The organism is Micromonospora sp. S-DT3-3-22 (genome assembly GCF_015354745.1).
GTDB classification, from domain to species: domain Bacteria; phylum Actinomycetota; class Actinomycetes; order Mycobacteriales; family Micromonosporaceae; genus Micromonospora; species Micromonospora wenchangensis.
This window is the reverse complement of record NZ_JACGMO010000044.1, coordinates 1-26,709: the sequence shown is the minus strand read 5'-3', so window position 1 is coordinate 26,709 and position 26,709 is coordinate 1. Positions and strand designations below refer to the sequence as shown.

Annotated in this window: 29 protein-coding genes; 13 read left to right on the top strand and 16 right to left on the bottom strand. The window is 74.0% G+C overall.

The window, feature by feature from the left end; genetic code table 11:
• The first annotated feature begins 20 nt into the window (after window positions 1-20).
• From H1A17_RS15170 to H1A17_RS15150, 5 genes are all read left to right on the top strand, one after another.
• On the top strand, window positions 21-551 hold the full coding sequence (locus H1A17_RS15170) for a flavin reductase family protein (protein WP_205789518.1): 531 nt from the start codon (window positions 21-23) through the stop codon (window positions 549-551).
• Window positions 548-1,906 carry a cytochrome P450 gene (locus H1A17_RS15165; protein WP_194822144.1) on the top strand — a complete coding sequence of 453 codons (1,359 nt, stop codon included), beginning with the start codon at window positions 548-550 and terminating at the stop codon, window positions 1,904-1,906. The genes H1A17_RS15170 and H1A17_RS15165 overlap by 4 nt, the downstream gene beginning before the upstream one ends.
• Window positions 1,907-2,284: 378 nt before the next feature.
• Window positions 2,285-2,923 (top strand): MerR family transcriptional regulator, encoded by a 639-nt coding sequence (locus tag H1A17_RS15160; protein WP_168222484.1) that lies wholly within the window; start codon window positions 2,285-2,287, stop codon window positions 2,921-2,923.
• 141 nt (window positions 2,924-3,064) lie between these two features.
• Complete coding sequence (locus tag H1A17_RS15155; protein WP_145919681.1) at window positions 3,065-3,646, top strand: hypothetical protein; 582 nt, start codon at window positions 3,065-3,067, stop codon at window positions 3,644-3,646.
• On the top strand, window positions 3,643-4,233 hold the full coding sequence (locus tag H1A17_RS15150) for a copper resistance CopC family protein (protein ID WP_194822143.1): 591 nt from the start codon (window positions 3,643-3,645) through the stop codon (window positions 4,231-4,233). Before H1A17_RS15155 ends, H1A17_RS15150 begins: the two co-directional genes overlap by 4 nt.
• 268 nt (window positions 4,234-4,501) lie before the next feature.
• Here the strand turns inward: H1A17_RS15150 and H1A17_RS15145 are convergent, their stop codons facing one another.
• Window positions 4,502-5,287, bottom strand: a complete 786-nt coding sequence (locus tag H1A17_RS15145) for a helix-turn-helix domain-containing protein (RefSeq protein ID WP_145919683.1) — start codon at window positions 5,285-5,287, stop codon at window positions 4,502-4,504.
• An 839-nt stretch (window positions 5,288-6,126) separates the two neighbouring features.
• Between H1A17_RS15145 and H1A17_RS15140 the strand changes: the two genes are divergently transcribed.
• Both H1A17_RS15140 and H1A17_RS15135 read left to right on the top strand, forming a co-directional pair.
• Entirely contained in the window at window positions 6,127-8,034 is a 1,908-nt protein-coding gene (locus tag H1A17_RS15140) for a CRTAC1 family protein (RefSeq protein WP_145919684.1), read from the top strand.
• A complete protein-coding gene (locus H1A17_RS15135; RefSeq protein ID WP_145919685.1) occupies window positions 8,031-9,068 on the top strand; it encodes an enediyne biosynthesis protein in 1,038 nt (345 codons plus the stop codon). The genes H1A17_RS15140 and H1A17_RS15135 overlap by 4 nt, the downstream gene beginning before the upstream one ends.
• 132 nt (window positions 9,069-9,200) lie before the next feature.
• Here H1A17_RS15135 and H1A17_RS15130 read toward each other — a convergent pair whose 3' ends face one another.
• Window positions 9,201-9,959, bottom strand: a complete 759-nt coding sequence (locus H1A17_RS15130; RefSeq protein WP_145919686.1) for an AraC family transcriptional regulator — start codon at window positions 9,957-9,959, stop codon at window positions 9,201-9,203.
• A 446-nt stretch (window positions 9,960-10,405) separates the two neighbouring features.
• On the opposite strand from H1A17_RS15130, the gene H1A17_RS15125 reads away from it, so the two are divergent.
• Entirely contained in the window at window positions 10,406-10,588 is a 183-nt protein-coding gene (locus H1A17_RS15125) for a hypothetical protein (protein ID WP_194822142.1), read from the top strand.
• 50 nt (window positions 10,589-10,638) lie between these two features.
• The gene (gene rfbA, locus H1A17_RS15120; protein WP_145919688.1) at window positions 10,639-11,514 is read left to right on the top strand and encodes a glucose-1-phosphate thymidylyltransferase RfbA; all 876 of its coding nucleotides are present in this window, start codon (window positions 10,639-10,641) and stop codon (window positions 11,512-11,514) included.
• A 92-nt stretch (window positions 11,515-11,606) separates the two neighbouring features.
• Here the strand turns inward: rfbA and H1A17_RS15115 are convergent, their stop codons facing one another.
• The 10 genes from H1A17_RS15115 to H1A17_RS15065 all read right to left on the bottom strand — a co-directional run bounded on the left by H1A17_RS15115 (window position 11,607) and on the right by H1A17_RS15065 (window position 20,043).
• Complete coding sequence (locus tag H1A17_RS15115) at window positions 11,607-12,635, bottom strand: sensor histidine kinase KdpD (protein WP_145919689.1); 1,029 nt, start codon at window positions 12,633-12,635, stop codon at window positions 11,607-11,609.
• Window positions 12,628-13,323, bottom strand: coding sequence for a response regulator transcription factor (locus H1A17_RS15110; RefSeq protein WP_145919690.1), 696 nt, complete (start codon window positions 13,321-13,323; stop codon window positions 12,628-12,630). Before H1A17_RS15110 ends, H1A17_RS15115 begins: the two co-directional genes overlap by 8 nt.
• Window positions 13,324-13,414: 91 nt before the next feature.
• A complete protein-coding gene (locus H1A17_RS15105; RefSeq protein WP_145922787.1) occupies window positions 13,415-14,155 on the bottom strand; it encodes a zf-HC2 domain-containing protein in 741 nt (246 codons plus the stop codon).
• 14 nt (window positions 14,156-14,169) lie between these two features.
• Window positions 14,170-14,916 carry a dihydrofolate reductase family protein gene (locus H1A17_RS15100; protein ID WP_145919691.1) on the bottom strand — a complete coding sequence of 249 codons (747 nt, stop codon included), beginning with the start codon at window positions 14,914-14,916 and terminating at the stop codon, window positions 14,170-14,172.
• Between the two features lies 1 nt (window position 14,917).
• Window positions 14,918-15,574, bottom strand: coding sequence for a GTP cyclohydrolase II (ribA, locus tag H1A17_RS15095; RefSeq protein ID WP_145919692.1), 657 nt, complete (start codon window positions 15,572-15,574; stop codon window positions 14,918-14,920).
• A gap of 12 nt (window positions 15,575-15,586) precedes the next feature.
• The gene (locus tag H1A17_RS15090; protein WP_194822141.1) at window positions 15,587-16,615 is read right to left on the bottom strand and encodes a lysylphosphatidylglycerol synthase domain-containing protein; all 1,029 of its coding nucleotides are present in this window, start codon (window positions 16,613-16,615) and stop codon (window positions 15,587-15,589) included.
• 55 nt (window positions 16,616-16,670) lie between these two features.
• Entirely contained in the window at window positions 16,671-17,627 is a 957-nt protein-coding gene (locus H1A17_RS15085) for a class I SAM-dependent methyltransferase (RefSeq protein ID WP_228543580.1), read from the bottom strand.
• Window positions 17,624-18,658 carry a glycosyltransferase family 4 protein gene (locus H1A17_RS15075; RefSeq protein WP_194822140.1) on the bottom strand — a complete coding sequence of 345 codons (1,035 nt, stop codon included), beginning with the start codon at window positions 18,656-18,658 and terminating at the stop codon, window positions 17,624-17,626. Before H1A17_RS15075 ends, H1A17_RS15085 begins: the two co-directional genes overlap by 4 nt.
• Window positions 18,659-18,661: 3 nt before the next feature.
• Window positions 18,662-19,060, bottom strand: coding sequence for a 6-carboxytetrahydropterin synthase (locus tag H1A17_RS15070; protein WP_145919695.1), 399 nt, complete (start codon window positions 19,058-19,060; stop codon window positions 18,662-18,664).
• Window positions 19,048-20,043 carry a zinc-binding alcohol dehydrogenase gene (locus H1A17_RS15065; RefSeq protein WP_194822139.1) on the bottom strand — a complete coding sequence of 332 codons (996 nt, stop codon included), beginning with the start codon at window positions 20,041-20,043 and terminating at the stop codon, window positions 19,048-19,050. The genes H1A17_RS15070 and H1A17_RS15065 overlap by 13 nt, the downstream gene beginning before the upstream one ends.
• 95 nt (window positions 20,044-20,138) lie before the next feature.
• Between H1A17_RS15065 and H1A17_RS15060 the strand changes: the two genes are divergently transcribed.
• A complete protein-coding gene (locus H1A17_RS15060; RefSeq protein WP_145919697.1) occupies window positions 20,139-20,969 on the top strand; it encodes a CDP-alcohol phosphatidyltransferase family protein in 831 nt (276 codons plus the stop codon).
• A 56-nt stretch (window positions 20,970-21,025) separates the two neighbouring features.
• Entirely contained in the window at window positions 21,026-22,801 is a 1,776-nt protein-coding gene (locus H1A17_RS15055) for a sulfatase-like hydrolase/transferase (RefSeq protein ID WP_194822153.1), read from the top strand.
• Between the two features lie 40 nt (window positions 22,802-22,841).
• Here the strand turns inward: H1A17_RS15055 and H1A17_RS15050 are convergent, their stop codons facing one another.
• From H1A17_RS15050 to H1A17_RS15035, 4 genes are all read right to left on the bottom strand, one after another.
• Window positions 22,842-23,129 (bottom strand): BON domain-containing protein, encoded by a 288-nt coding sequence (locus H1A17_RS15050; RefSeq protein ID WP_145919698.1) that lies wholly within the window; start codon window positions 23,127-23,129, stop codon window positions 22,842-22,844.
• Window positions 23,123-23,731: an STAS domain-containing protein gene (locus tag H1A17_RS15045; RefSeq protein ID WP_145919699.1), complete on the bottom strand. Its 609-nt coding sequence runs from the start codon at window positions 23,729-23,731 to the stop codon at window positions 23,123-23,125. Before H1A17_RS15045 ends, H1A17_RS15050 begins: the two co-directional genes overlap by 7 nt.
• 105 nt (window positions 23,732-23,836) lie before the next feature.
• Window positions 23,837-24,106, bottom strand: coding sequence for a GlsB/YeaQ/YmgE family stress response membrane protein (locus H1A17_RS15040; RefSeq protein WP_145919700.1), 270 nt, complete (start codon window positions 24,104-24,106; stop codon window positions 23,837-23,839).
• Window positions 24,103-24,501, bottom strand: a complete 399-nt coding sequence (locus H1A17_RS15035; protein ID WP_145919701.1) for an STAS domain-containing protein — start codon at window positions 24,499-24,501, stop codon at window positions 24,103-24,105. Before H1A17_RS15035 ends, H1A17_RS15040 begins: the two co-directional genes overlap by 4 nt.
• A 150-nt stretch (window positions 24,502-24,651) precedes the next feature.
• On the opposite strand from H1A17_RS15035, the gene H1A17_RS15030 reads away from it, so the two are divergent.
• Window positions 24,652-25,335 carry a response regulator transcription factor gene (locus tag H1A17_RS15030; RefSeq protein ID WP_145919702.1) on the top strand — a complete coding sequence of 228 codons (684 nt, stop codon included), beginning with the start codon at window positions 24,652-24,654 and terminating at the stop codon, window positions 25,333-25,335.
• On the top strand, window positions 25,332-26,709 hold a 1,378-nt coding region (locus tag H1A17_RS15025; RefSeq protein WP_194822138.1), incomplete at its 3' end, for a cell wall metabolism sensor histidine kinase WalK. The genes H1A17_RS15030 and H1A17_RS15025, both read left to right, overlap by 4 nt.

Below are 26,709 nucleotides of genomic sequence, written 5' to 3'. Positions count from 1 at the left end.
GCGAGGAGACCACCATGGACATGCCCCTTGGCGACGACGACCCGGCGGTCGACCCGGCGGCGCTGCGGCGGGCCTTCGCCGCCTTCGCCACCGGCGTCACCGTGGTCACCGTCGGGGGTCGCTCCCCGCACGGGATGACCGCGAACGCCTTCACCTCGGTGTCGCTGGACCCGCCGCTGCTGCTGGTCTGCGTGGACCGGGAGGCGGTCATGCACCGGCACCTGGTGGCCGCCGGCAGCTTCGCGGTGTCGGTGCTCGCCGCCGACCAGGAGCACGTGGCGCGGCACTTCGCCGACCGCCGCCGGCCGCTCGGCGCCGCCCAGTTCGACGTCGTCGACTGGCGGCCCGGCCGGTTGACCGGAGCGCCGCTGATCACCGGGGCGCTGGCCTCCTTCGAGTGCGCCCTGTGGCGCGACTACGAGGGCGGCGACCACACCATCTTCGTCGGCCGGCTGCTGTCGGCCGAGAAACGTCACGAGGAGGACGCGGTGCTGTTCCTGCACGGGCGGTTCCGGCAGATCACCCCGATGCCGAGCGGAGTGGTCCGATGACCACCGTCGCGCCCCGGGTCGTCCCCCGGGGGCCGACCGGGGTGGCGATGCTCGGCACCCTGTGGAAGCTCGGCCGGGACCGGCTCGGGCTGATGCGTTCCGCCGCCGACACGTACGGCGACGCGGTGCGCCTCGGCCCGGGGCGGGGGCTGCACTTCTTCAACCACCCGGACCACGCCAAGCACGTGCTGGCCGACAACAGTCAGAACTACCACAAGGGCATCGGGCTGATGCACGCCCGGCGGGCCCTCGGCGACGGGCTGCTGACCAGCGAGGGCGAGCTGTGGCGGGAGCAGCGCCGGGTGATCCAGCCGGTGTTCCAGGCCCGCCGCATCGCCCAGCAGGCCGGGATCGTCGCCGAGGAGGCCGGCCGGCTGGTCGACCGGCTGGAGACGTACGCCGGTGGCGAGCCGGTCGACATCCTGCGGGAGATGACCGGGCTCACCCTGGGGGTGCTCGGGCGGACCCTGCTCGACGCCGACCTGAGCGGCTTCCGGTCCCTCGGGGCGGCCTTCGAGTCCATGCAGGACCAGGCGATGTTCGAGATGGCGTCGATGAACCTGGTGCCGATGTGGGTGCCGCTGCCGCAGCAGATGCGGTTCCGGCGGGCCCGCCGGGAGCTGGAGGGGATCGTCGACGAGCTGGCCGCGCGGCGGCGGTCCCGGCCCGGCCACGAGGACCACGACGACGCGCTGTCGCGGTTGCTGGAGTCGACCCGCCGGGAGACCGACCCCGCGGTGGGCCGGCGGCGGCTGCGCGACGAGCTGACCACCCTGCTGCTGGCCGGGCACGAGACCACCGCCAGCACCCTCGGCTGGACCTTCCACCTGCTCGACCGGCACCCGGAGGTCTGGGACCGGGTGCGGGCCGAGGCGGTGGAGGTGCTCGGCGACCGGTCACCGACCTACGAGGACCTGCCCCGGTTGACGTACACCTCGATGGTGCTCAGCGAGGCGATGCGCCTCTACCCTCCGGTGTGGATGCTGTCCCGGCGGGCGCAGGAGGCCGACGAGGTCGGCGGCTACGCCGTGCCGGCCGGCACCGATGTGCTGATCTGCCCGTACACCCTGCACCGGCACCGGGCGTACTGGCCGGACCCGGACCGGTTCGACCCGGAGCGGTTCTCGCCGTCGGCGTCGGCCGACCGGCCGCGCTACGCGTACGTGCCGTTCGGCGCCGGGCCGCGGTTCTGCGTCGGCAACCACCTCGGGCTGATGGAGGCGGTCTTCGTGGTGGCCATGGTGAGCCGCCGGCTGCGGCTGCACACCCCGGCCGGGCAGCGGGTGGTGCCCGAACCCATGCTGTCGCTGCGCATCCGGGGCGGCCTGCCGATGACGGTTCGGGCCCTGACGTGACCCCTGGACCCCGGGCACGAAGCGCGGTTCAGCAACATCGAATAACCTGCGCGCAGGCCGCACTGGTTACTATTGCGCTGAGCAACTCTCAGGTTGCTCATCGTGCTGGGGGAGGTGCGATGAGTCCCGGATGCGCGGCGACCACCCCGGCCGGTACGGCCCGAGGTGCCCGCCCTGCCCATGGAGCCGCCGTCGTGCCGACGGGCGGTTCCGCCGCCGTCATCGCGGATGCGCCGACGGCCTTCACCCGCCGTGCTGCCCGGCGTCCGCTGTCCACGGCGGTGCCACCGCCGTTACGTTCGGGCCGGCCGCTGCCGGGCGGCGGAGCCCCGCCGCGCACGGCGTCCGGCGGTGGCCACCGGGACCCTGGGGGGACGGATGCGCATCTCAGATCTGGCCAGGATCAGTGGTGTTCCACTTCCGACGATCAAGTTCTACATCCGGGAGCGACTGCTGCCGCCGGGCCGTCCCACCGCACGTAACCAGGCGGAGTACGGCGAGGAGCACCTCGCCCGGCTCCAACTGATCCGGGTGCTGGCCGGCATCGGGCGACTGAGCCTGTCCTCGGTGCGCCGGGTGCTGGCCGCCCTCGACGACAAGGGGCTGGCCCTGGGCGCGCAGTGCCGGGCCACCATCTGGGCGCTCTTCCCCGACCAGCCCGAGGACGACGACGCGCCGGACGTCGGGCCGGCCCGGGTCCAGGTCGACGCGTTCATCGACCGGCTCGGCTGGGAGGTCGACGTCGCCTCGCCGGGCCGCGACACCCTCGCCCACGTGCTGACCGCGTTGCAGCGGTTGGACGCCGACTGCGACATCGACGTGTTCAGCGAGCACGCCGAGAGCGCGGAGCGGATCGTGACGCACGAGTTCCAGCACGAGTCGGCGCACTCCGCCACCGCCATGGCGGTCTGGAACGTGCTGTCCGAAGTGGCCTTCGAGGCGATGCGCCGGATGGCCCAGGAGAGCCACCTGGCGCGTTGCTGCGCCACTCCCGCCGAGCGTCCGGCCGGGGCCTGAGCGTCCCACCACAGTAGATATTCGGCACGCTCGAAGACGACAACCGCCACGACGGGTTCCAGCCTGGAGGGACGGCGTGCTGCCGTCCCCCGGCCCGCTGCGGTGCCGGTGTCCGTCGACCGATGGGGGAGACCACCCGACATGTCGAACCAAGCCACACCCCGCCAGTCCCGATCGGGCCCGCTCGGCCTGCTCAACGGTCCCTACCACCGGATGGCGCTGAACCTGTACATGCTCGTGGTGCTGGCACACTGGGCCGAGCACCTCGCCCAGGCGTTCCAGATCTGGGTGCTGGGCTGGCCGGTCCCGCAGTCGCGCGGGGTGCTGGGGATGGCCGTGCCGTGGCTGGTCACCTCCGAGTGGCTGCACTACGGGTACGCCATCGTGATGCTCATCGGGCTGGCGCTGCTGCGTCCCGGCTTCGTCGGCCGGGCCCGCACCTGGTGGACGGTGGCCCTGGTGATCCAGTTCTGGCACCACATCGAGCACCTGCTGCTGCTGCTCCAGGCGCAGACCGGGAACTTCCTGTTCGACCGTCCGGCGCCGACCAGCATTCTCCAGCTGCTCGTGCCCCGGGTGGAGCTGCACCTGTTCTACAACACGATCGTCTTCCTGCCGATGGTGGTCGCGATGTACCTGCACCTGCGACCGAACGCCGCCGAGCGGGCCACGATGGCCTGCACCTGCGCTCCCCGGCCGGTCAGGGCGCTCACGCCGGCATGACCACCGCCGGACAGGACGGCCGCCGTCGTGGCTTCTTCGGGCCACGTACGGCGGCCGTCGCCGTGGTGCTGGTGACCGTGGCGACCGCGCTGTGGCTGCGTTCGCCGGGCACGCCCGGGCCGGCCGAGACGGTCGACGCCGTGGTGGTGCCCGCGGACGGCAGCCGACTGGCCACCGGGCCGACCGAGGTGCGGCTGCGGCTGCCGGGGACGCCGGACCCGAACGAGGCGCACGTGTCGTTGACCCCGGCGCAGGGCCCGCAGGTGGGCACCGGCGCCTCCCGGCGCGACGGCACCGAGCTGGTGGTGTCCGTGCCCGCCCTGCCGCAGGGCAGCTACACGGTCGCCTACCACGTGTGGCTCACCGACGGGCGGCAGAGCACCGGGCGCAGCGTCTTCGCCGTCGGCGCCGCGCCGCTGCTGCCGCCGGCGGATGTCGCGCCCGACACCGGGCACCAGCACGTCGGCACCGACCCCCTGGACGGTCTGCTGCTGGTGCTGGACCTGGGGCTGCTGATCGCGCTGTCGGTGATCCTGCTGCGCCGGCCCCGGGTCGCCTCCGACCCGGAGGAGCCGCCGGAACACTGACCCGTCCGGACGCGTCCGGCAGCACCGGCCCGTCCCGCCGGCCGGTTCCGTCCCGATCTCCCGGGGCGGGGCCGGCCGGCTCCGTCCGGTGGGTCATCCTTTCCGTCGCCCGTCGCCCGTCGCCCGTCGCCCGTCGCCCGGGCCGGCACCGCCCGGTGGTCCTGCGGGCCGCCCGACCGACCCGGTCGGGCGGCGGGCACGGCGGACGGCGGCACATCCCACCCGCTGGTGGGATACGCCGCCGTCCGCCGTCTGGTGTGGGCCGGGGTCAGGCCGCCTCGACCCGGTAGCCGACCTGGTCGAGCGCCATCCGGCGGATGTCGAGCAGCGCGAGCAGCACCGGCGGGTCGATGGAGCGGGCCGGCTTGAGGTGCATCTCGATCGGGGGGACCGCCTGGTCGCGGCGGACGATGATCGGCCCGTGCGAGCCGACGAAGATGTGGTCGGGGTCCAGGTCGTGGGCGTCGGTCGGTGAACCGTCGGGGCGTACCGACTGCACGAGCAGGTACCAGTGGCCCTCCGGCACCGTCTCCAACTCGAACGCGCCGGCGCCGTTGAGCACCGCGCACCGGACGGGACGCCCCTCCGGCAGCGGGTCGGGGAAGAGCCCGACGAAGACGAAACCGAGATCCTCCTGGTCGGGGCCGGCCACGGTGCCCTGGATGGTCGAGGTGCGCCCCCCCGAGGCACCCCGGGTCTCGTCCTGCGGAATGCGCGTGCTGAACCCCCGGTAGCGCCGGTAGGCGGTGGGGGACATGCCGACGCTGCGGGTGAACCGTGAGCTGAACGTGCCGACGCTGTTGTAGCCGACGCGGAGGCTGATGTCGGCGACGTTCAGGGTGGTGGAGACGAGCAGGTGCTTGGCCTCCTGGAGGCGGATGGCGGACAGGAAGCGACCGGGCGAGACGCCGGTGACCCGGCGGAAGATCCTTGAGAAGTGGAACTTGCTGAACATCGCGGCGCGGGCCATGTCGTCGATGGTGATCGGCTCGGCGATGTTGTCCCGCATCGTGACGATGGCTCGCTCCACCGCCCGTTCAATGACGTCTTCCACGGTCTCCCCCAGGGTGCTCGATTCGTCGGCCGTTGGCATCCCCCGGGCACGGCTGTGGCGACTGCGTGCGTACGGTGTCTATGCCGGCTGATTGATGGAGCCTTTAGTCTCGATCAATGCATAAACGCGGATGCGGCCGTCGAAATTGCCTCTGGCCGTTGTGGCCGAGTCGATGCTAGCGCGACCAAAGATAGGCGGCAATGAGCCGTGGGGCCGGCGACATGGATAGTCGTGCTATCGATCCCGCCTGTATTTGCCAGCGGAGATCCTCGCTATCCGTCGGGTGGCCCTCGGCCTCATCGGTGCAGCGTGCGGCCATTTTTCGGGCCAGGTGACGGTTAGTGACCGGGGTGGTGCGCGGGGATTCGTCCGATCTGGTGGGTGGGCCGGGCGTGCCCGACTCTGCGGGGAAGAAAGCCGGCAAAGGTTATTAAGCGGTAGCTATCACCACGGTCCCTGCCCGGATGAGTGAGGGTTCAGGAGAGCAAAGTCAGAGAACTTTGACGCATCGCGACCGCTGCCGGACGCGCTGTGACGGTGTGATCAATGTGTCGGCGGCCGCCCCGAGGTGGGGGGAGAGCAAGCTATGAGAAGACTCCATTCGGCTTCTGGCTGACGATGTTCGTGGCCCCTGAAAGGGCTGCAGTCATCTGATCGGTGGCTTATCAGTTGGTTATTCGCCCCGCCGCGGAGGGTGGTAATCATCAGTATCTCCGCCCCGTTCGGTGGCACTTCCGAGTGACCAGTCAACGGGCCAACGACGCGCCCACGAAAACGTAGGGGGACTGTTGCCGTCTCAATCTGCCGGCTTCCTTCGCCGCGCAACTCCCGCAGCCTTTGTGCTCGTTCTGCTGAGCATTCTCTTCGTCGTGGCACAGCGCCCGGAGGCGTCCGCGGCCGAGCGGTCGGAGCTGGCCGCACGGTTCCAGTTCGCCGAACGGCCCATCGCGCTGCCACCCGCCCCCGTCGCCCGTGAGGTCCGCGAGGTCAACCCGGAGTACGAGCACATCAAGTCCTGGGTCTCCTCCGTCGGCGCGGCGATCGCCCTCAACGACCTGGACGGCAACGGCGTGGCCGACGACCTGTGCCTCGTCGACACCCGCAGCGACACCGCCGTGGTGACCCCGGCGCCCGACAGCGGTGCCCGCTACCAGCCGTTCGTCCTCGATCCCCGGCCGCTGCCCACCGACACCACCATGGCGCCGATGGGCTGCGTCCCCGGCGACTACAACCTCGACGGCCGCACCGACCTGCTGGTCTACTACTGGGGCCGGACCCCGGTGCTGTTCCTGCACCGGGCCAGCGCCACCGACCTGCGGCTGGGCAGCTACGCGCCGACCGAGCTGATTCCCACCCAACCCGGTCCGGGCAACCGCTACCAGGGCGCGCTGTGGAACACCAACGCGGTGGCGGTCGCCGACTTCGACGGCGACGGCCGCCCGGACATCGGCGTGTTCAACTACTTCCCCGACACCCAGGTGCTCGACCCGGACGGGCAGCCGAACGTCCAGATGAACGCGTCCATGTCGCACGCGCGCAACTCCGGTGGGGCGCACGTGCTGCGGTGGGACGCGGCCACCGGCGGTGACCAGCCCTCGATCCGGTACGTCGAGCAGAAGGCGGTCCCGGGTCGGGTCTCCACCGGCTGGACCCTCGGTGCGGCCTCCGCCGACATCGACGGCGACCTGCTGCCCGAGCTGTACCTGGCCAACGACTTCGGCCACGACCACCTGCTGCACAACGTCTCGACCCCGGGCCGGATCAGGTTCGCCGAGGCGCAGGGCCGCCGGGGCGCGTTCACCCCGAAGTCGATGGTGCTCGGCAACGACTCGTTCAAGGGCATGTCGATCGACTTCGGTGACCTCGACAACCGGGGCGTGTTCGACATGTTCGTCAGCAACATCACCAGCTCCTGGGGCCTGGAGGAGAGCAACTTCGTCTGGATGAACAACACCGGCACCCCGCAGGAGGCGCGCGCCAAGCTGACCCGTGGCGTGGCCCCGTACGACAACAAGGCGTCGTCGTTGAACATGGCCTGGACCGGCTGGGGCTGGGACGCCAAGATGGCCGACTTCGACAACAACGGCTCGTTGGAGGTCGTGCAGGCCGACGGGTTCATCAAGGGCACCACCAGCCGGTGGGCCTGGCTCCAGGAGCTGGCGATGTCCAACGACCTGATGCTGCGCAACCCGGCGATGTGGCCGAAGGCGGAGCCGGGCGACGACATCGCCGGTAACGACAAACTGGCGTTCTGGGTGCGGCAGGGCAAGACGTTCGTCAACCTCAACACCGAACTCGGCCTCGACGTGCCCATCCCGACCCGGGGTGTCGCGGTGGCCGACACCAACGCCGACGGCATGCAGGACTTCGCCGTCGCCCGGCAGTGGGGACCGCCGGCCTTCTACCGCAACACCGCCTCGTCCCCCGGCGGCTTCCTCGGGCTGCGCCTGCACCGGCCGACGGTGGGCGGCGCGGCGGACGCCCGGACGCCGGCCTACGGCGCCCAGGTCAAGATCCGTACCGCCGACGGGCTCACCCAGGTCGCCCAGCTCGACGGCGGCGGCGGCCACTCCGGCAAGCGCAGCTTCGACGTCTTCTTCGGGCTGGGCTCCGCCGGGGACCGCCCGGTCTCGGCCGAGGTGTGCTGGCGTGACCTGACCGGCGCGACCCACAAACAGACCCTCTCGCTCACCTCCGGTTGGCACGACCTGATGCTGACCACCGACGCCCAGGAGATCACCCGATGACCGACGTCAGACAGGAAGACGCGACCGACGCCGCGGTGCGTACGGTCCCGGGCGGGGTCCGGCCCGTCGACCCGGCGGCCCCGCCCACGGCCCGACCGGCGGTGCCCCGGGTGGACGCGAAGGACCCGCGCTACCTGGCGCTGCGCAACTTCGCGATGTCGATGTCGATCTTCAACATCATCGGCTACACGCTGCTCGGGTTCGAGCAGCCGTGGACCTGGCCGTTCTTCGCCCTGCTGGTGGGCTACACCGCCGAGATCGGCATCGAGATGGTGTCGGCGTGGGCCGGCAAGCGGCGACCCGCGTTCGCCGGCAACGGGGTCTGGGGGATGTACACCTTCCTGCTGCCCACCCACATCACCGCGCTGGCGGCGAACATGCTCCTCTACGCCAACGACCGGTTCTGGCCGGTGGCGTTCGCCGTGGTCGTCGCGATCGGGGCCAAGACCGCCCTGCGGGCGCCGGTCAACGGCCGGATGCGGCACTTCATGAACCCCTCGAACTTCGGGATCACGGTGACGCTGTTGGCCTTCTCCTGGGTCAACATCGCGCCGCCCTACCAGTTCACCGAGAACGTGCCGGACGCGATCAGCATCATGGTGCCGCTGGTCATCATCACCGCCGGCACGGTGCTCAACGCCATGCTCACCCGCAAGGTGCTGCTGATCGTCGGCTGGCTCGGCGGGTTCGTCATCCAGGCGGTGGTCCGGGCGTTGGTGCTGGACGTGGCGATCTGGGCGGCGTTGGTGCCGATGACCGGGGTGGCGTTCGTCCTGTTCACCAACTACATGATCACCGACCCGGGCACGACGCCGTCCCGGGGCCGCAACCAGTTCATGTTCGGCTCCGCCGTGGCCGCCGTCTACGGGGTGCTGGTCGCGTTCAACGTGGTCTACACCCTGTTCTTCGCGGTCACCATCGTCTGTGCCGTCCGCGGCCTGATGTGGTGGGGCATCTGGTGGCGCGACCGCAGCCGTGAGCGTCGTCGGGGGTCGGTGCCGGTCAGTCCGGCGGCACCGGCAATGGCTCGCTGATCCGGTCCGCGACCACGTGGGGCCGTCCCGTCGGGGGGGCGGCCCCACGTCCGTGTCCGACGGGGTGTCGTGGACCGCCCCGGCCCCGGCCGGCCTCCGGCGCACCGGCACCGGGCCCGGCGTCGTCGTCGGTCAGCCGGTGCGCAGCAGCGACGGCAGGCCGGCGGCGTGCACCACGGGCGGATCGAAGGTGCGCATGGGGCGCAGGGTGAGGTCGGCCCGGACCGACCGGGAGGGGACACCGACCGTCACCGGGCCGTGGTGCCCGACCAGCAGCGGGCGGGTGCCGGTGGCCGACCGGCGGCGGTGCACCGCGTGGGCCAGGACGAACCAGGTGCCCGGCGGCACCGGCCCCAGCAGGTACGGCCCGGGGCCGGGCAGCACCGTGGAGCTGACCGGTCTGCCCTGCTGGATGCGTTCCGGGAACAGCCCCACGAAGATCCAGTCGGGCGTCTCGCCGGGAAGCGCCCGGATCTGCCCGCGCACCGTCGGCCCGGTGGTGTCGGCCGGGTCGGGCCTGATCGGGCAGGGCGGCCGGTGCGGGTCCTCCCGCCCGGGGCTGCGGCCGAGCCGGCGGAAGGTGGAGGGGGAGAGGCCGACGCTGCTGCTGAACCGGGCGCTGAACGTGCCGACACTGGTATAGCCGACGTGGTGACTGATGTCGGTGACGCTCCACGAGGTGGCCAGCAACAGGTGCTTGGCGCGTTGGAATCGGATGGCCGAGAGAAAGCGTCCCGGTGACACTCCGGTCACCCTGTGGAACACCCGGCAGAAGTGGTACTTGCTCAGCAGGGCGGTTCGCGCCATTTCGTCCACGCTGAATTGCTTCCCCAGATTCTGGTGCATTTCGGCGATGACCCGCCGGACCGCCCTGCTGCTGTGGTCTTCCATCGTGCCCCCGGCGAGCGTAATGGTGGGTGCTGGTCTCCTACGACGTGAATCGCCTGTCTGAGCTGCGACGATGCAGCGTCGTTCCGGCTCCGCGACGTCCCCCGGGGCGGCACCGGCAACTGGTGGTTTGATGGCAGGAAAAGGTCTTTGTCGGTTTTGTCGAATCAGCTGACCTCAATGCTAGGGCACCCTCAATGCATGGTCAACGGCGCGCATTCCGAATGGCGCTAACAGATGCCTTTTCCGGATGCGTACCCCTCGTCTAACCGGTGATGATTGCGGCCATGGCCCGATGCGCCCGGGTCGGGGATTGATGTCGGAAAAGCGATGCCCGGCGGTTCACCCGTCGCCGGACGTCGATTCGACCGTTGACCTGGGCAACGAGGAAGGTGCGCCCGGCCCGCCGCCGGGGTCACGATGGGAGACGTCCCGGAATGGGGAACACGATGACCGACGACGCCGACGACGACGAGGCCCGCCCCGGGCCCGGTCGCCCCCGTACCACCCGGCCGGCCGGCGCTGACCGGCCGCCCTCCGCCCTGGACGCCTGGGGGCGGGCGAACCGGCGCGGGCAGTGCGACTGGTCCGAGCCGGACACCGAGCCGCACCTCATCCGCGGCCTCGACTGAACCGGCCCGACCGGCGCGGCGGCGTCGACGGCCGGAGGAGGGAAGGACCCGTGAAGGGAATCGTCCTGGCGGGAGGGTCGGGCACCCGGCTGTACCCGATGACCGTGCCGGTGTCCAAGCAGCTCCTGCCCGTCGGCGACAAACCCATGATCTACTACCCGTTGTCGGTGCTCATGCTGGCCGGCATCCGGGACATCCTGGTCATCGCCAAGCCGGCCGACCTGCCGCAGTTCCGGCTGCTGCTCGGCGACGGCTCCCGGCTCGGCCTGGCCGTCTCCTACGCCGCGCAACCCGAGCCGCGCGGCATCGCCGAGGCGTTCCTGATCGGCGCGGACCACGTCGGCGGCCATCCCAGCGCGCTGATCCTGGGCGACAACATCTTCCACGGCACCGCGTTCTCCCGGCTGCTGCGCGAGGAAACCGCCGCGGTCAGCGGCTGCACCCTGTTCGGCTACCCGGTCCACGACCCGCAGCGCTACGGCGTCGGCGTCACCGGCCCCGACGGCACCCTGCTCGACATCCAGGAGAAGCCGTCCCAGCCGCACTCCAACCGCGCCATCACCGGCCTCTACCTCTACGACCACGAGGTCGTCGACATCGTCAAGAACATCCGGCCGTCCCGCCGGGGCGAACTGGAGATCACCGACGTCAACCGGGTGTACGTCGACCGGGGCCGGGCCCGCCTGGTCGACCTCGGGCGCGGGTTCGCCTGGCTGGACGCCGGCACCCCGGAGTCGCTGCTCCAGGCCAGCGTCTACGTGCAGACCATGCAGGAGCGGCAGGGCGTCCGGATCGCCTGCCTGGAGGAGACGGCGCTGCGGATGGGCTACATCGACGCGGCGGCCTGCCACCGGCTCGGCGCCGCGATGGCCGGCTCCGACTACGGCCGCTACGTGATGGACATCGCCGAGGAGTTCGGCGCCTGACCCGCCAGCCGCCGGCCCACCAGCCGCCTGACCCGCGCGGTGCCGGCCCGCGCGGCCCGACCGCTCCGCCGCAGGTCCGCCGCGAGACGCCGTCAGCCGGTAGCCATCGGCAGCCGGACGACGAACCGGCAGCCCTCGGCGACGTTGTGCACGTCCACCCGGCCGCCGTGCGCCTCGACCAGCCCGCGCACGATGGCCAGCCCCAACCCGCCGGACCCGGCCAGCGCCCCGTTGCCCGCGTGCGGGGTGCGCGCCGGCTCGCCCCGGAACGCCACGTCGAACAGCCGGGGCAGGTCGGCCTCCGGGATGCCGCCGCAGGTGTCGGCGACGGCCAGCCAGGCGACGTCGCCGTCCCGCCCGGCGTTGACCCGTACCGTGCCGTCGGCCGGCGTGTACCGCACCGCGTTGAGCAGCAGGTTGCCCACCACCCGGCTCAACTCGCGCTCGCTGGCGGCCACCGTCGGCCAGCCCGAGGCGGCGGAGACCAGCCGGATGCGGCGGGCGGCGGCCAGCGGCGCGGTGCCGGCCAGCGCGTCGGAGACCACGTCACCCAGCGGCACCGCCGACAGCGACAGCCGCAGCGCCCCGGCGTTGATCCGGGACAGTTCGAACAGGTCGTCGACCAGCCGGGTCATCCGGTCGGTCTCCACCCGGATGCGGCGGTGGTACTCGTCGACCGTGTCCGGGTCGGCGACCACCCGGTCCTCCAGCGCCTCCGCCATCGCCCGCAGCCCGGCCAGCGGGGTCCGCAGGTCGTGCGAGACCCAGGCGACCAGGTCCCGCCGCCCCTTCTCGATCCGCCGTTCCCGGGCCCGCGCCTGGTCGGCCCAGACCGCCGCCGAGGCGAGCCGCCGGGCGAACAGCCAGCCGACCGCGAGGCTGACCAGGGCCGCCGCCGAGACGGTGATCAACACCACCTCCAGGTCGTGCGGGGAGAGGAACATCGCCTCGGCGATCACCGCCACCCCGGCCACCACCGCGCCCACCGTCATCGCCAGCAGCACCGTGACGTGCACGGTGATGGACCGGCCGCGCAGCAGCCGCAGCACCCCGGCACCGAGCAGCCCCACCCCGCCCGCCGCGGCCAACGCCGCCCCGAAGATCAGCGCCAGGTCAGTCATCGACCGGCTCGTACCGGTAGCCGACACCCCAGACCGTGACGATGCGGCGCGGGTTGGCCGGGTCGTCCTCGATCTTCTCCCGCAGCCGGCGCACGTGCACGGTCACCGTGGACTGGTCGCCGAACCGCCAACCCCAGACCCGTTCCAGCAGCTCGGCCCGGGACAGCGCCCGGGTGGGATGCTGCATGAGGTGGGCGAGCAGGTCGAACTCGCGCAGGGTCAGGGCCAGCTCCCGCCCGTGCAGCCGGGCCACCCGGGGGCCGGTCGACACGGTCAACCCGCCGTCGTCGAGCACCCGCGCCGCCGCCGTGACCGGCTCACCGCCGGCCCGGCGCAGCACCGAACGGACCCGCAGCACCAGCTCCCGGGGGGAGAACGGCTTGCTCAGGTAGTCGTCCGCGCCCAGTTGCAGGCCGAGGATCCGGTCCGCCTCGTCACCCCGGGCGGTCAACATCACGATGGGTACGCCGTCCGGCCGCTGCCGCAGCCGCCGGCACACCTCCAACCCGTCGAGCACCGGCAGCATCACGTCCAGGACCACCAGCTGCGGCGGCGCGGCGGCCACGGCGGCCAGCGCGGCGGCCCCGTCCCCGACGTGGTCCACCTGGTAGCCGGCGTGCTCCAGATAGCGGCACACCACGTCGCTGACCGTCCGGTCGTCGTCGACCACCAGCACCCGCTGCGCCACCGGCACCTCCCTGTCGTGCCGGTCAGCGTAGCCCCGCGCACCCCGCCGCGACCCGCCGGAAACCTTGCCAGAGGCTTACGGCCGGCGCGGCTCAGGCCGCCCGGCGGTCCCGGGCCTGCGCACCGTACGGCTGCGCCGCCACCGGGCGGGCCTCGTCGAGGTCGTCGAGCCGCAACCGCCACCGGGACCGGCCGGTGCGCCGCCCCTGCGGCGGGTCGGCCGGACGCGGACCGAGCCGGTACAACAGCACCGTGATCAGGTAGCCACCGACCAGGAACCCGTGACTGACCAGCCGGGGCACCGCCACCTGCGCGGTGACCAGGTCGTTGACCGACAGCAGGACCAGGGTGGCGACGAAGGCGCTGAGCATCGGCAGCAACCCGGCCGGCGGGGTACGCCGCAGCGCGACGAAGAGGAAACCGGCGCCCACCGCCACGTTCCACGCCGCCGACTCGTGCCACAGGTGCTGCCCCGCCGGGTGCAGGTGCTCGGCGTTGACACCCTGACCCACCTGGGCCAACCCGAGGGCGAGCTGGACCGCGCCGAGCAGGCCCAGCGCCACCCGCAACCCGGTGACCAGCCCACCGGGCCACCGCACGACACGCCGGGGGGCCGGTGGCGGCACGGCGGCGAGGATCGCCCCGGCCAGGTCGGGTGCCGCCGCCGTCACCACCCGGGTCCGGGCCCGTCGGGTCACCATCGCGGCGACCTCGTGCCAGGCGCGGCAGTCCGCGCAGCCGTCGAGGTGCGCCTGCACCGCCACCCGCTCCTCGCCGGTCTCCTCCCCGTCGAGCTGGGCCGACAGGATCTCCCGCCACGATGCGCACCGCATCCGGCGATTGTCGCTCATGCCGGCACCCCGTCGGCGCAGCGCTCCGACAGGGCGTACCGCATCAGCACCACGTCGCCGATCTGGCGTACCTCGGCGAGCCGGGCCCGCCGGCCGGGATGCCACGGGAACGCGCCGTCACCGACGAACCGGGGCGCCCGCCGGTCGCCGACGAAGAACGGGGCGACCACCAGGTGCAGCTCGTCGGCGAGGCCGGCGGTGAGGAACTGGGCGTGCACCGACGCGCCGCCCTCCACCATCAACCGCTGCACCCCCCGGCCGGCCAGGTCCGCCAGCACCCGGGCCGGGTCCAACGGGTCACCCGCGTCGACCACGGTGGCCAGCCCGGCCAGCAGCTCGGTGGCCCTGTCCACCGCCGGCCCGGCGCAGTAGACCACCTTCTCGGCGTCCCCGACGGTGAAGAACCGGGCCTGCGGGTCCAGCAGCCCCCGGGCGGTCATCGTCACCTTCACCGGCGACGGCGGCAACCCGGCGGCCTGCCGGGCGGCCCGCAGCCGCGCCGAACGGACCACCAGCCGGGGGTCGTCGGCCCGGATCGTGCCCGCGCCGACCAGGATCGCGTCACAACCGGCCCGGACGGCGTCGATGCGCTCCATGTCCTCGGCGTTGGACAGCAGCAGCCGCTCCTGCGTGGCGTCGTCGATGTAGCCGTCGATCGACGTGGCGCAGCTCAGCAGCACGTACGGCCGTCCGGTCGACGCCGGCACGGCGGTGGCCGTCGTCCCGGCCGGTACGACACCCATCTCAGTTCAACGACGGCAGGTCGACGGCCCGGGCGGCGGCCCGGCTGGCCTTCGCCGCCAGGTAGTCGGCGTTGGCGGGGGAGAGGAACACCCCGGTCGGCACCACCTCGGCCACCGCCACCCCCAACCGGGTCAACTGCTCGGCCTTGTCCGGGTTGCTGCTCAGCAGCACCAGCTCCGGCACCCCGAGCACCGTCAGCATCTGCGCGGCGGCCCGGTAGTCCCGTTCGTCCTCGTCGTGCCCGAGCGCCACGTTCGCCTCGTAGGTGTCCAACCCGGCGTCCTGCAGGGCGTACGCGTCCAGCTTCGGGTAGAGGCCGATGCCGCGTCCCTCCTGCCGCAGGTAGAGCAGGAAACCACCGGCGTCGGAGATCCGCTGCACCGCCTCGCGCAGTTGCGGGCCGCAGTCGCAGCGCTGACTGCCGAAGACGTCCCCGGTCAGGCACTCGCTGTGCGGACGGACCAGCGGCGCCGCCCCGCCCGCCGCGTGCCGGCGCAGCGCGCCCGCCCAGTCGCCCAACCCGAACGCCAGGTGCTCCCGCCCGTCCACCAGCCCGTCGAAGGAGAAGACCCGGGCCGTGGTGGCGTACCCGTCGGGGAACCGCAGCGGGACCGTGACCTGTGTCCGGACCGTCGCGGCCGGCAGTGCGTCGTACATGTGTCTCCTCTGTCAGGCGCTGCCGGCCAGCCCGGCAGCGGGTACCGGTGAGGAACCACCCTGGCTTCCCACCGTACGGTCACCCGGTCGTCCGCGCAGCGCGGACGGGCGACCCCGCAGCACCAGCACGGCGGCGCCCGGCAGGGCCGCCACCAGCACCAGCGCCCCGTACACCAGGGCGGTCGCCACCCCCTCGGCGGCACCCAGGCCGGCTGCCCCGAACGCCCAGGCGGCGACGCCCTCGCGCGGACCGAAACCCGCCATGTTGGCGGGCAGGCCCATCGCCAACAATGCCAGCAGGGTCAGCGGCACCAGCACCGCCAGCGGCGCGGTGACCCCGGCCACCCGGGCCGCGAGAACGAACGTCGCCAGGTGGCAGCCGACCACCACCGTCGAGGTCAGCAGCACCCCCGGCCCCGTTCGCCGGCCCAGCAGCCCGGCCCGCACGTCTTCGACGGCGGCGCGCACCGCGCGGGCCTGCCGCGACGGCCCCGACCGGGGCAGCGCCCGCACCAGCACCACCAGCGCCAGGCCGACCGCCACCGCCACCGCCGTCACCGTCGGCAGGTACGGCCGCACCGGCGAGGGCAGTGCCAGCAGCAGCGCCACCGCCAGCACCACCTGGACCAGCTGCCCGGCGGTCCGCTCCCAGACCACCGCGCGGACGGCCCGGCCCAGGTCACCGGCCTCTCGGCCGTGCCGCACCGCCCGGTGCACGTCCCCGAGCACCCCGCCGGGCAGCGTCGCGTTGAGGAACACCGCCCGGTAGCAGTCGGCCACCGCCGTGCCCAGCGGCAGGCGGACGCCGAGCGCCTCGGCGACCAGCCGCCACCGCCACGCGCAGCCGACCGCGGCCAGCGCGCCCAGGGCCAGCGCGCCCAGCACCGTCGGGGCGTCGATCCGGCGTAGCCCGGCCAGGGCCGGACCGGTGCCCAGCCACCACAGCAGCGCGCCGACCAGGGCCACCCCGCCCAGGTTGCTCACCCAGGCCCAGGCCGTACGGGCGCGGGCGGGTGACGTGCCGGTGGCGTCGGATGACACGCGGTTCCTCCTCCGGAGATCCTGTCCCTTCTCACGTAGCGGCCGGCGAACCGGTTCATTCCACCCCGGCGAGCAGGTCGTCGTGGCCGACGGTGACGGTGAGCCGACCGGCCGCCGCCTCGGCCCGCCGCCACCGGGCGTACCCGGCCGTCCGGTCGGCCAGGTCGGGGCGCTGCTCGACGGCCGCCTCCAGCCAGCCGTCGAACCACTCCACGATCAGTTCCGCCCGCTGAGGCCCCAGCCGCCACGGGGTCTCCCGCACGGTCACCGGCATCCCGTGCCGGGCGAACTGGGCGACGGCCACCCCGGCGGCGTCCGGGCCGAGCAGGGCCCGGCCGTCGACGGTACGCCGCTGGTGGGCGTCGAAGGCGGCGGCGATCTCGGCGTCCAGCGGGTCGGCGGGGTCGAACCGCACCCGACCGACCACCGAGAGCACGAACAGGCTCGGGCAGCCGACGCCCGCGCAGGCGGCCACGATCCGGGTGATCTCGTCGGCGGTGAGCATGTCCAGCAGCGCCGACGCGGTGACCAGGTCCGCGTCGGCCAGGTCGGCGGGGGTCAGCCGGGTGATGTCGCCCTGCCGGGTGAGCACCCGCACCGGGCTGCCGTCGGCGGCCACCGGCACCGCCGCGCCGGCCCGGTCGAGCAGCCCCGGGTCCCGGTCGTGCAGCACCCAGCGCTGCGGGCCGGGCAGCAGCGGGGCCAGCCAGCGCAGCATCGACCCGGTGCCGCTGCCCAGGTCGTGCACCACCCACGGCCGGTCCCCGCGCAGCGACGTGACCGAGCCGACGCCGGTCACCAGCATCCCGGGCCCGCCCTCACCGGCCGGCGACAGGCCCGACGCACCGGCGTCTGCGGCCGGCCCGCCGACCCCACCGGCGTCGGCGGCCGGCCCGGTGCCGGTGAGCCGGGCGCGGAGCAGGTCGACCAGGTCCCCGCTGCGGGCGTCGGCGTCGGCGGGTTCCCGCAGCCGCAGCCAGTCGGCGAACGGTTCGGTGGCGTACGCGGTCATGTCCTCACTCCGTCCAGCACCTGGGAGACGATCGTCACGGTGGCCGGCCACCCGGGCAGGTCGGCCCGCCGGCCCCGGGCCGCGTGGCGCAGCCGGTCCCGCAGGTCGGCCGAGTGCAGCCAGCGGCGCAGGGCGCCAGCCAGCGCCACCGGGTCGCCCGGCGGCACCAGCACCCCGGGCGCGGCACCGTCGCCGGCCCGGCCCAGCGCCTCCGGCACCCCGCCGACCGTGCTGCCGAGCACCGGAATCCCCCGGGCCAGGGCCTCGACCACCACCATCCCGTAGGTCTCGGCCCGCGACGGCAGGACCAGCAGATCCGCCCCCGCGTACGCCGCGTCCAACGCCGGCCCGGTCACCGGCCCGTGCCAGCGCACCCGCCCGGCCGTCCCGTCCCGCTCGACCCGCCCCCGCAGCCCGGCCACGAAGGCCGGATCGCGGTCCAGGGCGCCCACGCAGTCCAACGTCCACGGCCGGTCGACCAGCCCGGTCAGCGCGCCGAGCAGCACGTCGTGCCCCTTGACCGGGGTGACCGCCGCGACGCAGAGCAGCATGGTGCCGGCGGCCGTGCCGGGGGCGACGTCGGCCGGGTCGACCCCCGGGGTGGCCACCGTCACCCGGGCCGGGTCGATCCGGTGCCGGGCCAGCAGCAGCTCCCGGGTCCAGCCGCTGGTGGTGACGAGCGCGTCGGCGAGCGGCAGGGCGCGCGCCTCGGCGTCGTCGCCGAGCGGCATGTGCACCAGCACCACCTGGCGCAGCCGGCCGGCCTGCGCCGCCAGCAACTCCGGCACGGTCGAGGCGACCAGCCCGTCGTAGAGCACCGGCACGCCGTCCGGCAGGGCCGCGAGCAGCCCGGCCAGCCGCGCCCGTGCCGCCCCGTCGGGGTGCGGCCAGTCCCCGGGTACGCCGTGTTCGCGCACCGTCCAGCCGGCCGCCGCCAGCCCGGCGCAGACCCGCCGGTCGTACGCGTTGCCGCCGCTGGGGGTGGCCGGGTCGTCGATGTCGCCGGGCAGGACGACGTGCACCGCCCGCACGGGCTACAACGACCGCTCGTAGCTGGCCCAGGCGATGTGCGACTCGTGCAGGGTGACCGTGATCCCGGCCAGCTCCCGGGCGCCCGCGCCCAGCCCACCGGCGTGCACCCGGTCGGCGAGCCGGTCGGCGATGGCCCGGCACAGCACCTCGGTGGTGGTGTTCTGCCCGGCGAACGCCGGCTCGTCGTCCAGGTTCCGGTACGTCAGGTCGGCCAGCACCGCCTTCAGCTCGTCGGTCGCCCGGCCGATGTCCACCACGATGCCGTCGTCGTCCAGCTCGGTGCGGCGGAAGGTGGCGTCGACGACGAAGGTCGCCCCGTGCAGCTTCTGCGCCGGCCCGAACACCTCCCCCCGGAAGCTGTGGGCGATCATGATGTGGTCCCGTACGGTCACGCTGAACACGGCGTCTCCTCGTCGTAGGTGATCAGATGGCACAGCGCGGGAAGTTCCCCCGAGGCCAGCCGGGCGAGCACGGCGGGCAGCTCCGCGAAGCGGGACCGCCCGGTCAGCAGCGCGTCGAACACCGGGTCGGCGAGCAGCTCCAGGGCCAGCGTCAGCCGGTCGGCGAAGTCCCGCCGGGACGCCCGCGCCGGGGAGACCGTGCCGACCTGGCTGCTGCGGACCGTCAACCGGCCGGCGTGGAACGCCCCGCCCAGCGACAGCTCCACCGGCCGGTCGCCGTACCAGCTCAGCTCGACCACGGTGCCCTCCGGGGCGAGCAGGTCCAGGCTGCGCTGCAATCCGGCGGCGGTGGCGCTGGCGTGCACCACCAGGTCCCGGCCCCCGGTCGCCGCCTCGGGCACGGCGAAGTCGACGCCCAGCGCCGTGGCGACCGCCGCCCGCGCCGGATCGGCGTCGACCAGCTCCACCCGCACCCCGGGGAAGCGGGCCAGCAGGGCCGCCACGCTGCACCCCACCATCCCGCCGCCGACCACGCTGACCCGGTCGCCGACCAGCGGGGCGGCGTCCCACAGCGCGTTGACCGCCGTCTCCACCGTGCCGGCGAGCACCGCGCGGGCCGCCGGCACGTCGTCCGGCACCGGGGTCACCGCCGACGCCGGCACCACGTACGCGCTCTGGTGCGGGTGCAGGCAGAACACCGTCCGGCCGCGCAGCGCCGCCGGGCCGGCCTCGACCACCCCGACGCTGAGGTAGCCGTACTTGACCGGGGCGGGGAAGTCGCCCTCCTGGAACGGGGCGCGCATCGCCGTGTACTGGCCCGGTGGCACACTGCCGGTGAAGACCAGCGTCTCGGTGCCGCGACTCACCCCGGAGTAGAGGCTGCGGACCAGCACCTCGTCGGGGCCCGGCGTGGGCAGGGTCACCGTCCTGAGCTCGCCGACGCCGGGGGAGCGGAGCCAGAAGGCCCGGGCATCGTGGATCACGCGGGTTTTCTCCTCTTCTGCCGGCGGAACCGAACGAAACGGCCGCGTCCTGCGTACCCACTGCCGAGGTCGTCGATCATAAACACGGAGGCAGGGTGTCCAGGGTTCGAACCGGTCCGGTGCTCGGCCTGACCGCACAGACCGTCCTGCTGGCCGGGCTGGCCGCGACCGTCGGGCTCGACGTCGCCGGCTGGCTGGCCGGCCTCGCGTACGGCGTGGTCACCTGCGTCGCGTTGCAGCGCGGCCTGCGCCGCCGGGGCGTCGACCGGCTCGGGCCGGCCGACCGGGTGACGCTGACCCGGGGGGTGCTGGTCGGCGGGGTGACCGCCCTGGTCGTCACCGGTTTCTCCGGCCCGGCCCCGCTGGCGGTGCTGGTGCCGATGACGGCGGTGGCGCTGGCCCTGGACGCGGTGGACGGCTGGGTGGCCCGGCGCACCGGCACGGCCAGCACGCTCGGCGCGCGCTTCGACATGGAGGTCGACGCGTTCCTCATCCTGGTGCTCAGCGTCCAGGTGACACCGGCGGTGGGGCCGTGGGTGCTCGCCATCGGTGGCCTGCGCTACGCCTTCGTCGTCGCCGGCTGGCTGCTGCCCTGGATGCGGGGGACGCTGCCGCCCCGCTTCTGGCGCAAGGTGGTCGCCGCCACCCAGGGGGTGCTGCTGCTCGTCGTCGCCGCCGACATGCTGGCCCGGCCGGTGACCGCCGTGCTGGCGGCGGTGGCGTTGGCGCTGCTGGTCGAGTCGTTCGGCCACGACGTCGGCTGGCTGTGGTGGCACCGGTCGAGCCGGCCCGCCCGGGTCACCGCGCCGACGCCCGTCGCGGCGCTGCCGGTGCCGGCCGTCGCGGCGCTGCCGTCCGTACCATCGGTGCGGCCCCGGGTGGACACGATCACCGACCGGCCGTTCGTCGCCCACCAGCCGGTCTGACCCGGCCCGCCGACCCGGCCGCGCGCCGGGACCCTCCCCAGGAAGGACCATCCGGAGTGTCGTTGTTGTCACGCCTGCGCCGCCCGAGCACGGCAGCCGAGCCCGCCGGGGACGCCGGGCCTTCCGGGGACGCCGCGCCCGCCGGGGCCGACGGGCCGGACGTCGCCGCCGATCCGACGCCGCCGGGCATCGCCGGGGCGGGCCGGGGACGGTGGCGTACGGTCGCCGGACGGGTGACCACCGTGCTGGCCGGGCTGCTGGTCCTGGCGGTGCTGACCGCGCCGGGCCGGTTCGACCAGCTCACCCCGGTGGCGTTCCTGCGGGTGCCGGTCGAGGCGCTGGTCGCCGCCGCCCTGCTGCTGGCGCTGCCCGGCCGGGCCCGGCGGCCGGCCGCGGTGGCGGTCGGGGTGGCGCTGGGGCTGGTCGCCGTCGTCAAGGTCCTCGACCTGGGCATGTCGGCCAGCTTCGCCCGCCCGTTCGACCTGGTCCTCGACTGGGTGCTGCTCGACGACGGCTACGCCTTCGTCACCGACTCGGTGGGCACCGGCGGCGCGGTCGCCGCCGCCGTCGCTCTGGTCGCCCTGGTGGTCGCCCTGCTGGTGCTCACCACCCGGTCGGTGCTGCGGCTGACCCGGCTGACGACCGGGCACCGCCGGACCGCCGTCCGGGTGGTGGCCGGCCTGACCGCCGTCTGGGTGGCCGCCGCGACGCTCGGCGTGCCGGTCGCCGACTCCAACACGGCGACCCTGGTCGGGCAGCACGTCGGCCAGGCCGGTGCGGGCCTGCGCGACCGGCGGGAGTTCGCCGACCAGGTGGCCCGGGACGCCTACCGGGACACCCCGGGCGACCAGCTGCTCACCGCGCTGCGCGGCAAGGACGTGCTGCTGGCCTTCGTGGAGAGCTACGGCCGGGACGCCGTCGAGGACCCGGAGTTCTCCGGTGGGGTCGGCGCGGTGCTCGACGGGGGCACGAAGCGACTGGCCGCCGCCGGGTTCACCGCCCGCAGCGGCTTCCTGACCTCGCCCACCTCCGGCGGGGGAAGCTGGCTGGCCCACGACACGCTGCTGTCCGGGCTGTGGATCGACAACCAGCAGCGGCACGACAGCCTGCTGGCCAGCGACCGGCTGACCCTCAACAAGGCGTTCCGGAAGGCCGGCTGGCAGACCGTCGGGGTGATGCCGGCGGCCACCTCACCCTGGCCGGAGGGGGCGTTCTTCGGCTACGACCGCTACCACGACGCGGCGGGGCTGGACTACCGGGGCCCGCAGTTCAGCTACGCCCCGATGCCCGACCAGTACACCCTGGCCACCTTCCAGCGCCGGGAGCGGACCCCCGGCCACGCCCCGATCATGGCGCAGATCCCGCTGATCTCCAGCCACTCCCCGTGGGCGGCGATCCCCCGGATGCTCGACTGGGACCACGTCGGGGACGGCTCGATCTACCGCCGGCCGACGTCGGTGGCGTTCAACCCGAAGGACGTGGTGGGGCGCAGCACCACCGAGGTGCGCACCGGTTACCGCCGGGCCATCGAATACTCGCTGAACAGCCTGATCTCCTACGTCGAGACCTACGGCGACGACGACACGGTGCTGGTCTTCCTCGGTGACCACCAGCCGTCCCCGCTGGTCACCGGCCCGAACGCGAGCCGGGACGTGCCGGTCACCGTGCTCGCCCGCGACCCGGCGGTGCTGGACCGGGTGTCCGGCTGGGGCTGGCAGGAGGGGCTGCGTCCCGGGCCGGACGCACCGGTGTGGCCGATGGACACCTTCCGCGACCGGTTCCTCGCCGCCTTCGGCCCGCAACCGCCCGCCCACGTCGCCGCGCCGCGCTGAGGTCCCGCGCCGACCGTCCGGCGTCCCCGACGCCGGGCGGTCAGCGTTTCGCGGCCAACCTGACCGCGTTGCACACGTCGACCACGCCGGGCACCTGCCAGGCGACCTGGCCGGCGAGCTGCCGGGCGTCGACGTCGGGGACGACCCCACCGAGGATCGCCACCCGGTTCTGCACGGTGACGGTGATCCGCCGGGCCCGCAGGCCGACCCCGCCGACGATCCGGTACGCCACCTCGGCGGCCAGCCGGACGTCCTCCCCGGGCGGGCCCGGCGGGTCGGGCTGCGGACGGAACCAGCTGTCGTCGGGCAGCGGCCACGGCATCACCATGCCGTGCTCCGCTCCCGGGGCCGCTCGGTCGCGGCGGACCGGGACCAGTCCACCGCCGCCCGGCGGGTGTCGAAGACCGGGAACACCCGGTCCAGCCGCATGGTGTGCAGCACGGTGCGGACGAACCGGGACGGCCCGGCGAGGCTGAGCCGCCGGCCGCGCTGCCGGGCGTCCTGCCGGGCCCGCACCAGCTCACCGAGCGCGGTGGAGTCGATCAGGTGCACCCGGACCAGGTCGACCACCACGTGCCGGTCGGCCCCGACGGCCTCCGTCAGCGCGCCGTGCAGGGCGTCGCCGGTGGCGAGGTCCAGGTCACCGGCGGCGGTGACGACCGCGACCTCGTCCAGGTGCTCGACGCCGAGCACACCGAGCGGGTCGGCGCGGCGCGGGACGCGCGCCGGCACCGGGCCCGGTTCGTGGGTCAGCTCGCAGCGGGGGCAGCGGTGCGGTCCGGTGGCGAACGGCGATCCGGTCCAGCCCTGCTCGGCGACGAACGTCCAGACCACCTCGGCGTCGGGCAGGACGCAGGCCGGGCCGCTCGCCACCGCCCCGCAGCTGTCACAGATCAGCGTCATCAGCGGTTCGTCCGGTACGACGGTCATCGGATCTCCTCCTCGAGGATGGCCGTGGCGGTCCGGTGGTCGCGGTCCGGCGCGCGGTGGTCGACCGGAGACCCCGCGCGCCGGACCACGACCGGTTCCGGTGGGTCAGGGCTCGGTCCGGCCGCCGGCGGTGCCGACGACCAGCGCCACGGCGACCCCGGCCAGGCCGACCTGCACGATCAGCTGCCGCAGGGTGTAGCCGTCGCTGTCGATGCCGACGAGCCGGCTGACGATGGTGCCGAGCAGCGCGGCGACCAGGCCGACGGCGAGGGTGAGCCAGAGCGGGACCTGCGTACGGCCTCCGACGACGAGCCGTCCCAGCGTGCCGATGACGAGCCCGACGACGACGGCGGCGACGATCCCGGGCACGCTCATCGGCTGTGCTCCCGGACCCGGCCCACGGCGGGCTGCCGGTGGGCGGCGGACGGGACCTGCCCGCCGTCCACCCGCAGGGCCCGTGGGGTGGTGACCATCGGCAGCACCCGGGACACCCGGGCGGCGCTCAGCACGCGCAACGCCCGGGCGCTGGGGTCCCGCAGGGTCAGCACGCCGCCGTGGCGGGCCAGTTCGCGGTGTACGTCGAGCAGCAGGCCGATGCCGGCCGCGTCGAGATGCCGGCATTCGGACAGGTCCACCACCACGTGGGTCGGGCGCAGCGCGACGAGCCGGTCGAAGACCTGCCGGGACCGGGCCAGCGCGGCCAGGTCCAGGTCGTCGGTGACGCACACCTCCACCAGCGGTACGGTGCACTCCGGGCGGGACGCTCCCACGACTCGGCCTCCTTCCACGCTCGCTGTCCGGCCCCAGCCTCCGGGGCGAGGTTGGCGACCGCCGCGCGGACGTATGTCAGTTGCGTGACAAATCCCGCGTTCGCCGTGCCCGGTTCGTCATCGTCGGCGGGTACCGGGCACCATTTCCCGATGGCGGGCGTACTGGTGATCGAGGACGACGACCGGATCCGTCTGGCGCTGCTGCTGGCCCTGGAGGACGAGGGCTACCTGGCGCGCGGGGCGGCCACGGCCGAGGAGGGGTTGCGGGCGCAGCGGCAGGACACCGCCGACTACGTCCTGGTCGACCTGATGCTGCCCGGCCTGGACGGGTTCGAGTGCATCAGGCAGTTGCGCCGCGACGACGACGTGCCGATCGTGGTGGTCAGCGCCCGCGACGACACCCACGACATCGTCGCCGCGTTGGAGGCGGGCGCGGACGACTACCTGGTCAAGCCGGTCGCCATCAAGGAACTCTCGGCCCGGTTGCGGGCGCTGCGCCGGCGGGGCCGGACCGCCGTCGCGCCGTCGGCGGCGGTGCCGGTGCTGGTCTTCGGCCCGTTGGAGATCAGCCCGGAGGCCGGTGAGGTGCGCCGGTCGGGGCGGCCGGTGCCGGTGACCCGCACCGAGTTCCGGTTGCTCTGCGAGCTGGCCGAGCACGCCGGGCGGGTGCTGTCCCGCCAGCAGTTGCTCAGCCGGGTGTGGGGCTACGAGACCGGCGACGAGCGGCTGGTCGACGTGCACGTGGGCCGGCTGCGGCAGAAGATCGAGGCCGATCCGGCGAACCCCCGGCACCTGGTCACCCTGCGGGGCCTCGGCTACAAGCTGCAACGATGAGGCGGCTCGGCCTGCGGGCCCGGGTCACCGCCGCGTTCGCGATCGGGGCGTTGCTGCTGTCGGCGCTGATGGCGTTGATCTCGTACGAGCTGGTGCGCCGTTCGCTGCTCGACGAGCGGGAGCGCACGGCGCTGCGGGCGGCGTACTTCGACGCGGCGGTGGTCCGCGCCGGCCTGGACACCGACACCCCGGACGTCTACGAGGTGCTGCGCACCCTGGACACCGGGGGCAGCCGCCGGGCCCTGGTGCACCGGGACGGCCGCTGGTACGCCCGCACCGCCGACGAGGGTCCGTCCGGCGCGGTGCCGGCCGGGCTGATGGCGATGGTCGCCGACGGCGAGCCGGCGGTGCAGCGGGTCCGCGTCGACGGGCAGCCGGCGCTGCTGGTCGGGGTGCCGCTGGCCGACTCGACCGGCTACTACGAGATCACCTCGCTGCGGGAGCTGGAGCAGACCTTCCAGGTGCTGGCGTTGGCGTTGACCGTGGTGGCGGTCACCATCGCCGGCTCCGGCGCGGCGCTGGGCTGGTACGCCACCCGGCACGGGCTGCGGCCGTTGACGGCGGTGGCCGACGCGGCCGAGAAGATCGCGGCGGGGGACGTGACGGCCCGGCTCGCCCCCGGCACCGACCCGGACCTGGCCCGGCTCTCCACCTCGTTCAACCGGATGGCCGACCAGGTCGCGGTCCGCATCGAGCGGGACCGGCGGTTCGCCGCCGACGTCGCCCACGAGCTGCGCTCGCCGTTGCAGACGCTGTCGGCGGCGGCGAGCGTGCTGGCCCGGCGGCGGGACCGGTTGGACGACCGGACGGCCACCGCCGCCGGCCTGGTCAGCGAGGAGATCACCCGGTTCCAGCAGTTGGTCAACGACCTGATCGAGCTGGCCCGCAGCGACCGGCCGGCGCAGCGCGAGGAGGTCGACGTGGTGGCGCTGGCCCACCAGGTGTGCCGGGGGCGGGGCCTGCCCGGGTCGCTGGTGGACGCCGGGCCGCCCGCGCCGGGACGCTGGTCGGTCGACCCCCGCCGGCTGGAGCAGCTGCTGGTCAACCTGCTGGACAACGCGGTCCGCTACGGCGGCGGCCCGGTCGCGGTGCGGCTGTGGCTCTCCGACGGCACGGGAGTGGTCGAGGTCGATGACGCCGGCCCGGGGGTGCCGGTGGCCGACCGGGAGGTGGTCTTCGACCGGTTCGTCCGGGGCCGGGCCGCGCACGACCGGGCCGGCGGCGATGGGACCGGCCTGGGCCTGGCGCTGGTCGCCCAGCACGCGGCCGCCCACGGTGGACGGGCCGGCGTGTCCGACCGGCCCGGCGGCGGCGCCCGGTTCCGGGTGGAGCTGCCGGGCCGGTCGGACACGCCGGCAGATCGGAAGAGCACAC

Coding starts and splice junctions, on each gene's coding strand:
- H1A17_RS15150 (WP_194822143.1), top strand. CDS start 3,643: ATGACCACCGCCGGACAGGACGGCCGCCGTCGTGGCTTCTTCGGGCCA.
- H1A17_RS15100 (WP_145919691.1), bottom strand. CDS start 14,916: ATGGGTGTCGTACCGGCCGGGACGACGGCCACCGCCGTGCCGGCGTCG.
- H1A17_RS15165 (WP_194822144.1), top strand. CDS start 548: ATGACCACCGTCGCGCCCCGGGTCGTCCCCCGGGGGCCGACCGGGGTG.
- H1A17_RS15030 (WP_145919702.1), top strand. CDS start 24,652: ATGGCGGGCGTACTGGTGATCGAGGACGACGACCGGATCCGTCTGGCG.
- H1A17_RS15160 (WP_168222484.1), top strand. CDS start 2,285: ATGCGCATCTCAGATCTGGCCAGGATCAGTGGTGTTCCACTTCCGACG.
- H1A17_RS15155 (WP_145919681.1), top strand. CDS start 3,065: ATGTCGAACCAAGCCACACCCCGCCAGTCCCGATCGGGCCCGCTCGGC.
- H1A17_RS15105 (WP_145922787.1), bottom strand. CDS start 14,155: ATGCGGTGCGCATCGTGGCGGGAGATCCTGTCGGCCCAGCTCGACGGG.
- H1A17_RS15050 (WP_145919698.1), bottom strand. CDS start 23,129: ATGGTGATGCCGTGGCCGCTGCCCGACGACAGCTGGTTCCGTCCGCAG.
- H1A17_RS15115 (WP_145919689.1), bottom strand. CDS start 12,635: ATGACTGACCTGGCGCTGATCTTCGGGGCGGCGTTGGCCGCGGCGGGC.
- H1A17_RS15135 (WP_145919685.1), top strand. CDS start 8,031: ATGACCGACGTCAGACAGGAAGACGCGACCGACGCCGCGGTGCGTACG.
- H1A17_RS15045 (WP_145919699.1), bottom strand. CDS start 23,731: ATGACCGTCGTACCGGACGAACCGCTGATGACGCTGATCTGTGACAGC.
- ribA (WP_145919692.1), bottom strand. CDS start 15,574: ATGTACGACGCACTGCCGGCCGCGACGGTCCGGACACAGGTCACGGTC.
- H1A17_RS15040 (WP_145919700.1), bottom strand. CDS start 24,106: ATGAGCGTGCCCGGGATCGTCGCCGCCGTCGTCGTCGGGCTCGTCATC.
- H1A17_RS15085 (WP_228543580.1), bottom strand. CDS start 17,627: ATGACCGCGTACGCCACCGAACCGTTCGCCGACTGGCTGCGGCTGCGG.
- H1A17_RS15170 (WP_205789518.1), top strand. CDS start 21: ATGCCCCTTGGCGACGACGACCCGGCGGTCGACCCGGCGGCGCTGCGG.
- H1A17_RS15125 (WP_194822142.1), top strand. CDS start 10,406: ATGACCGACGACGCCGACGACGACGAGGCCCGCCCCGGGCCCGGTCGC.
- H1A17_RS15130 (WP_145919686.1), bottom strand. CDS start 9,959: ATGGAAGACCACAGCAGCAGGGCGGTCCGGCGGGTCATCGCCGAAATG.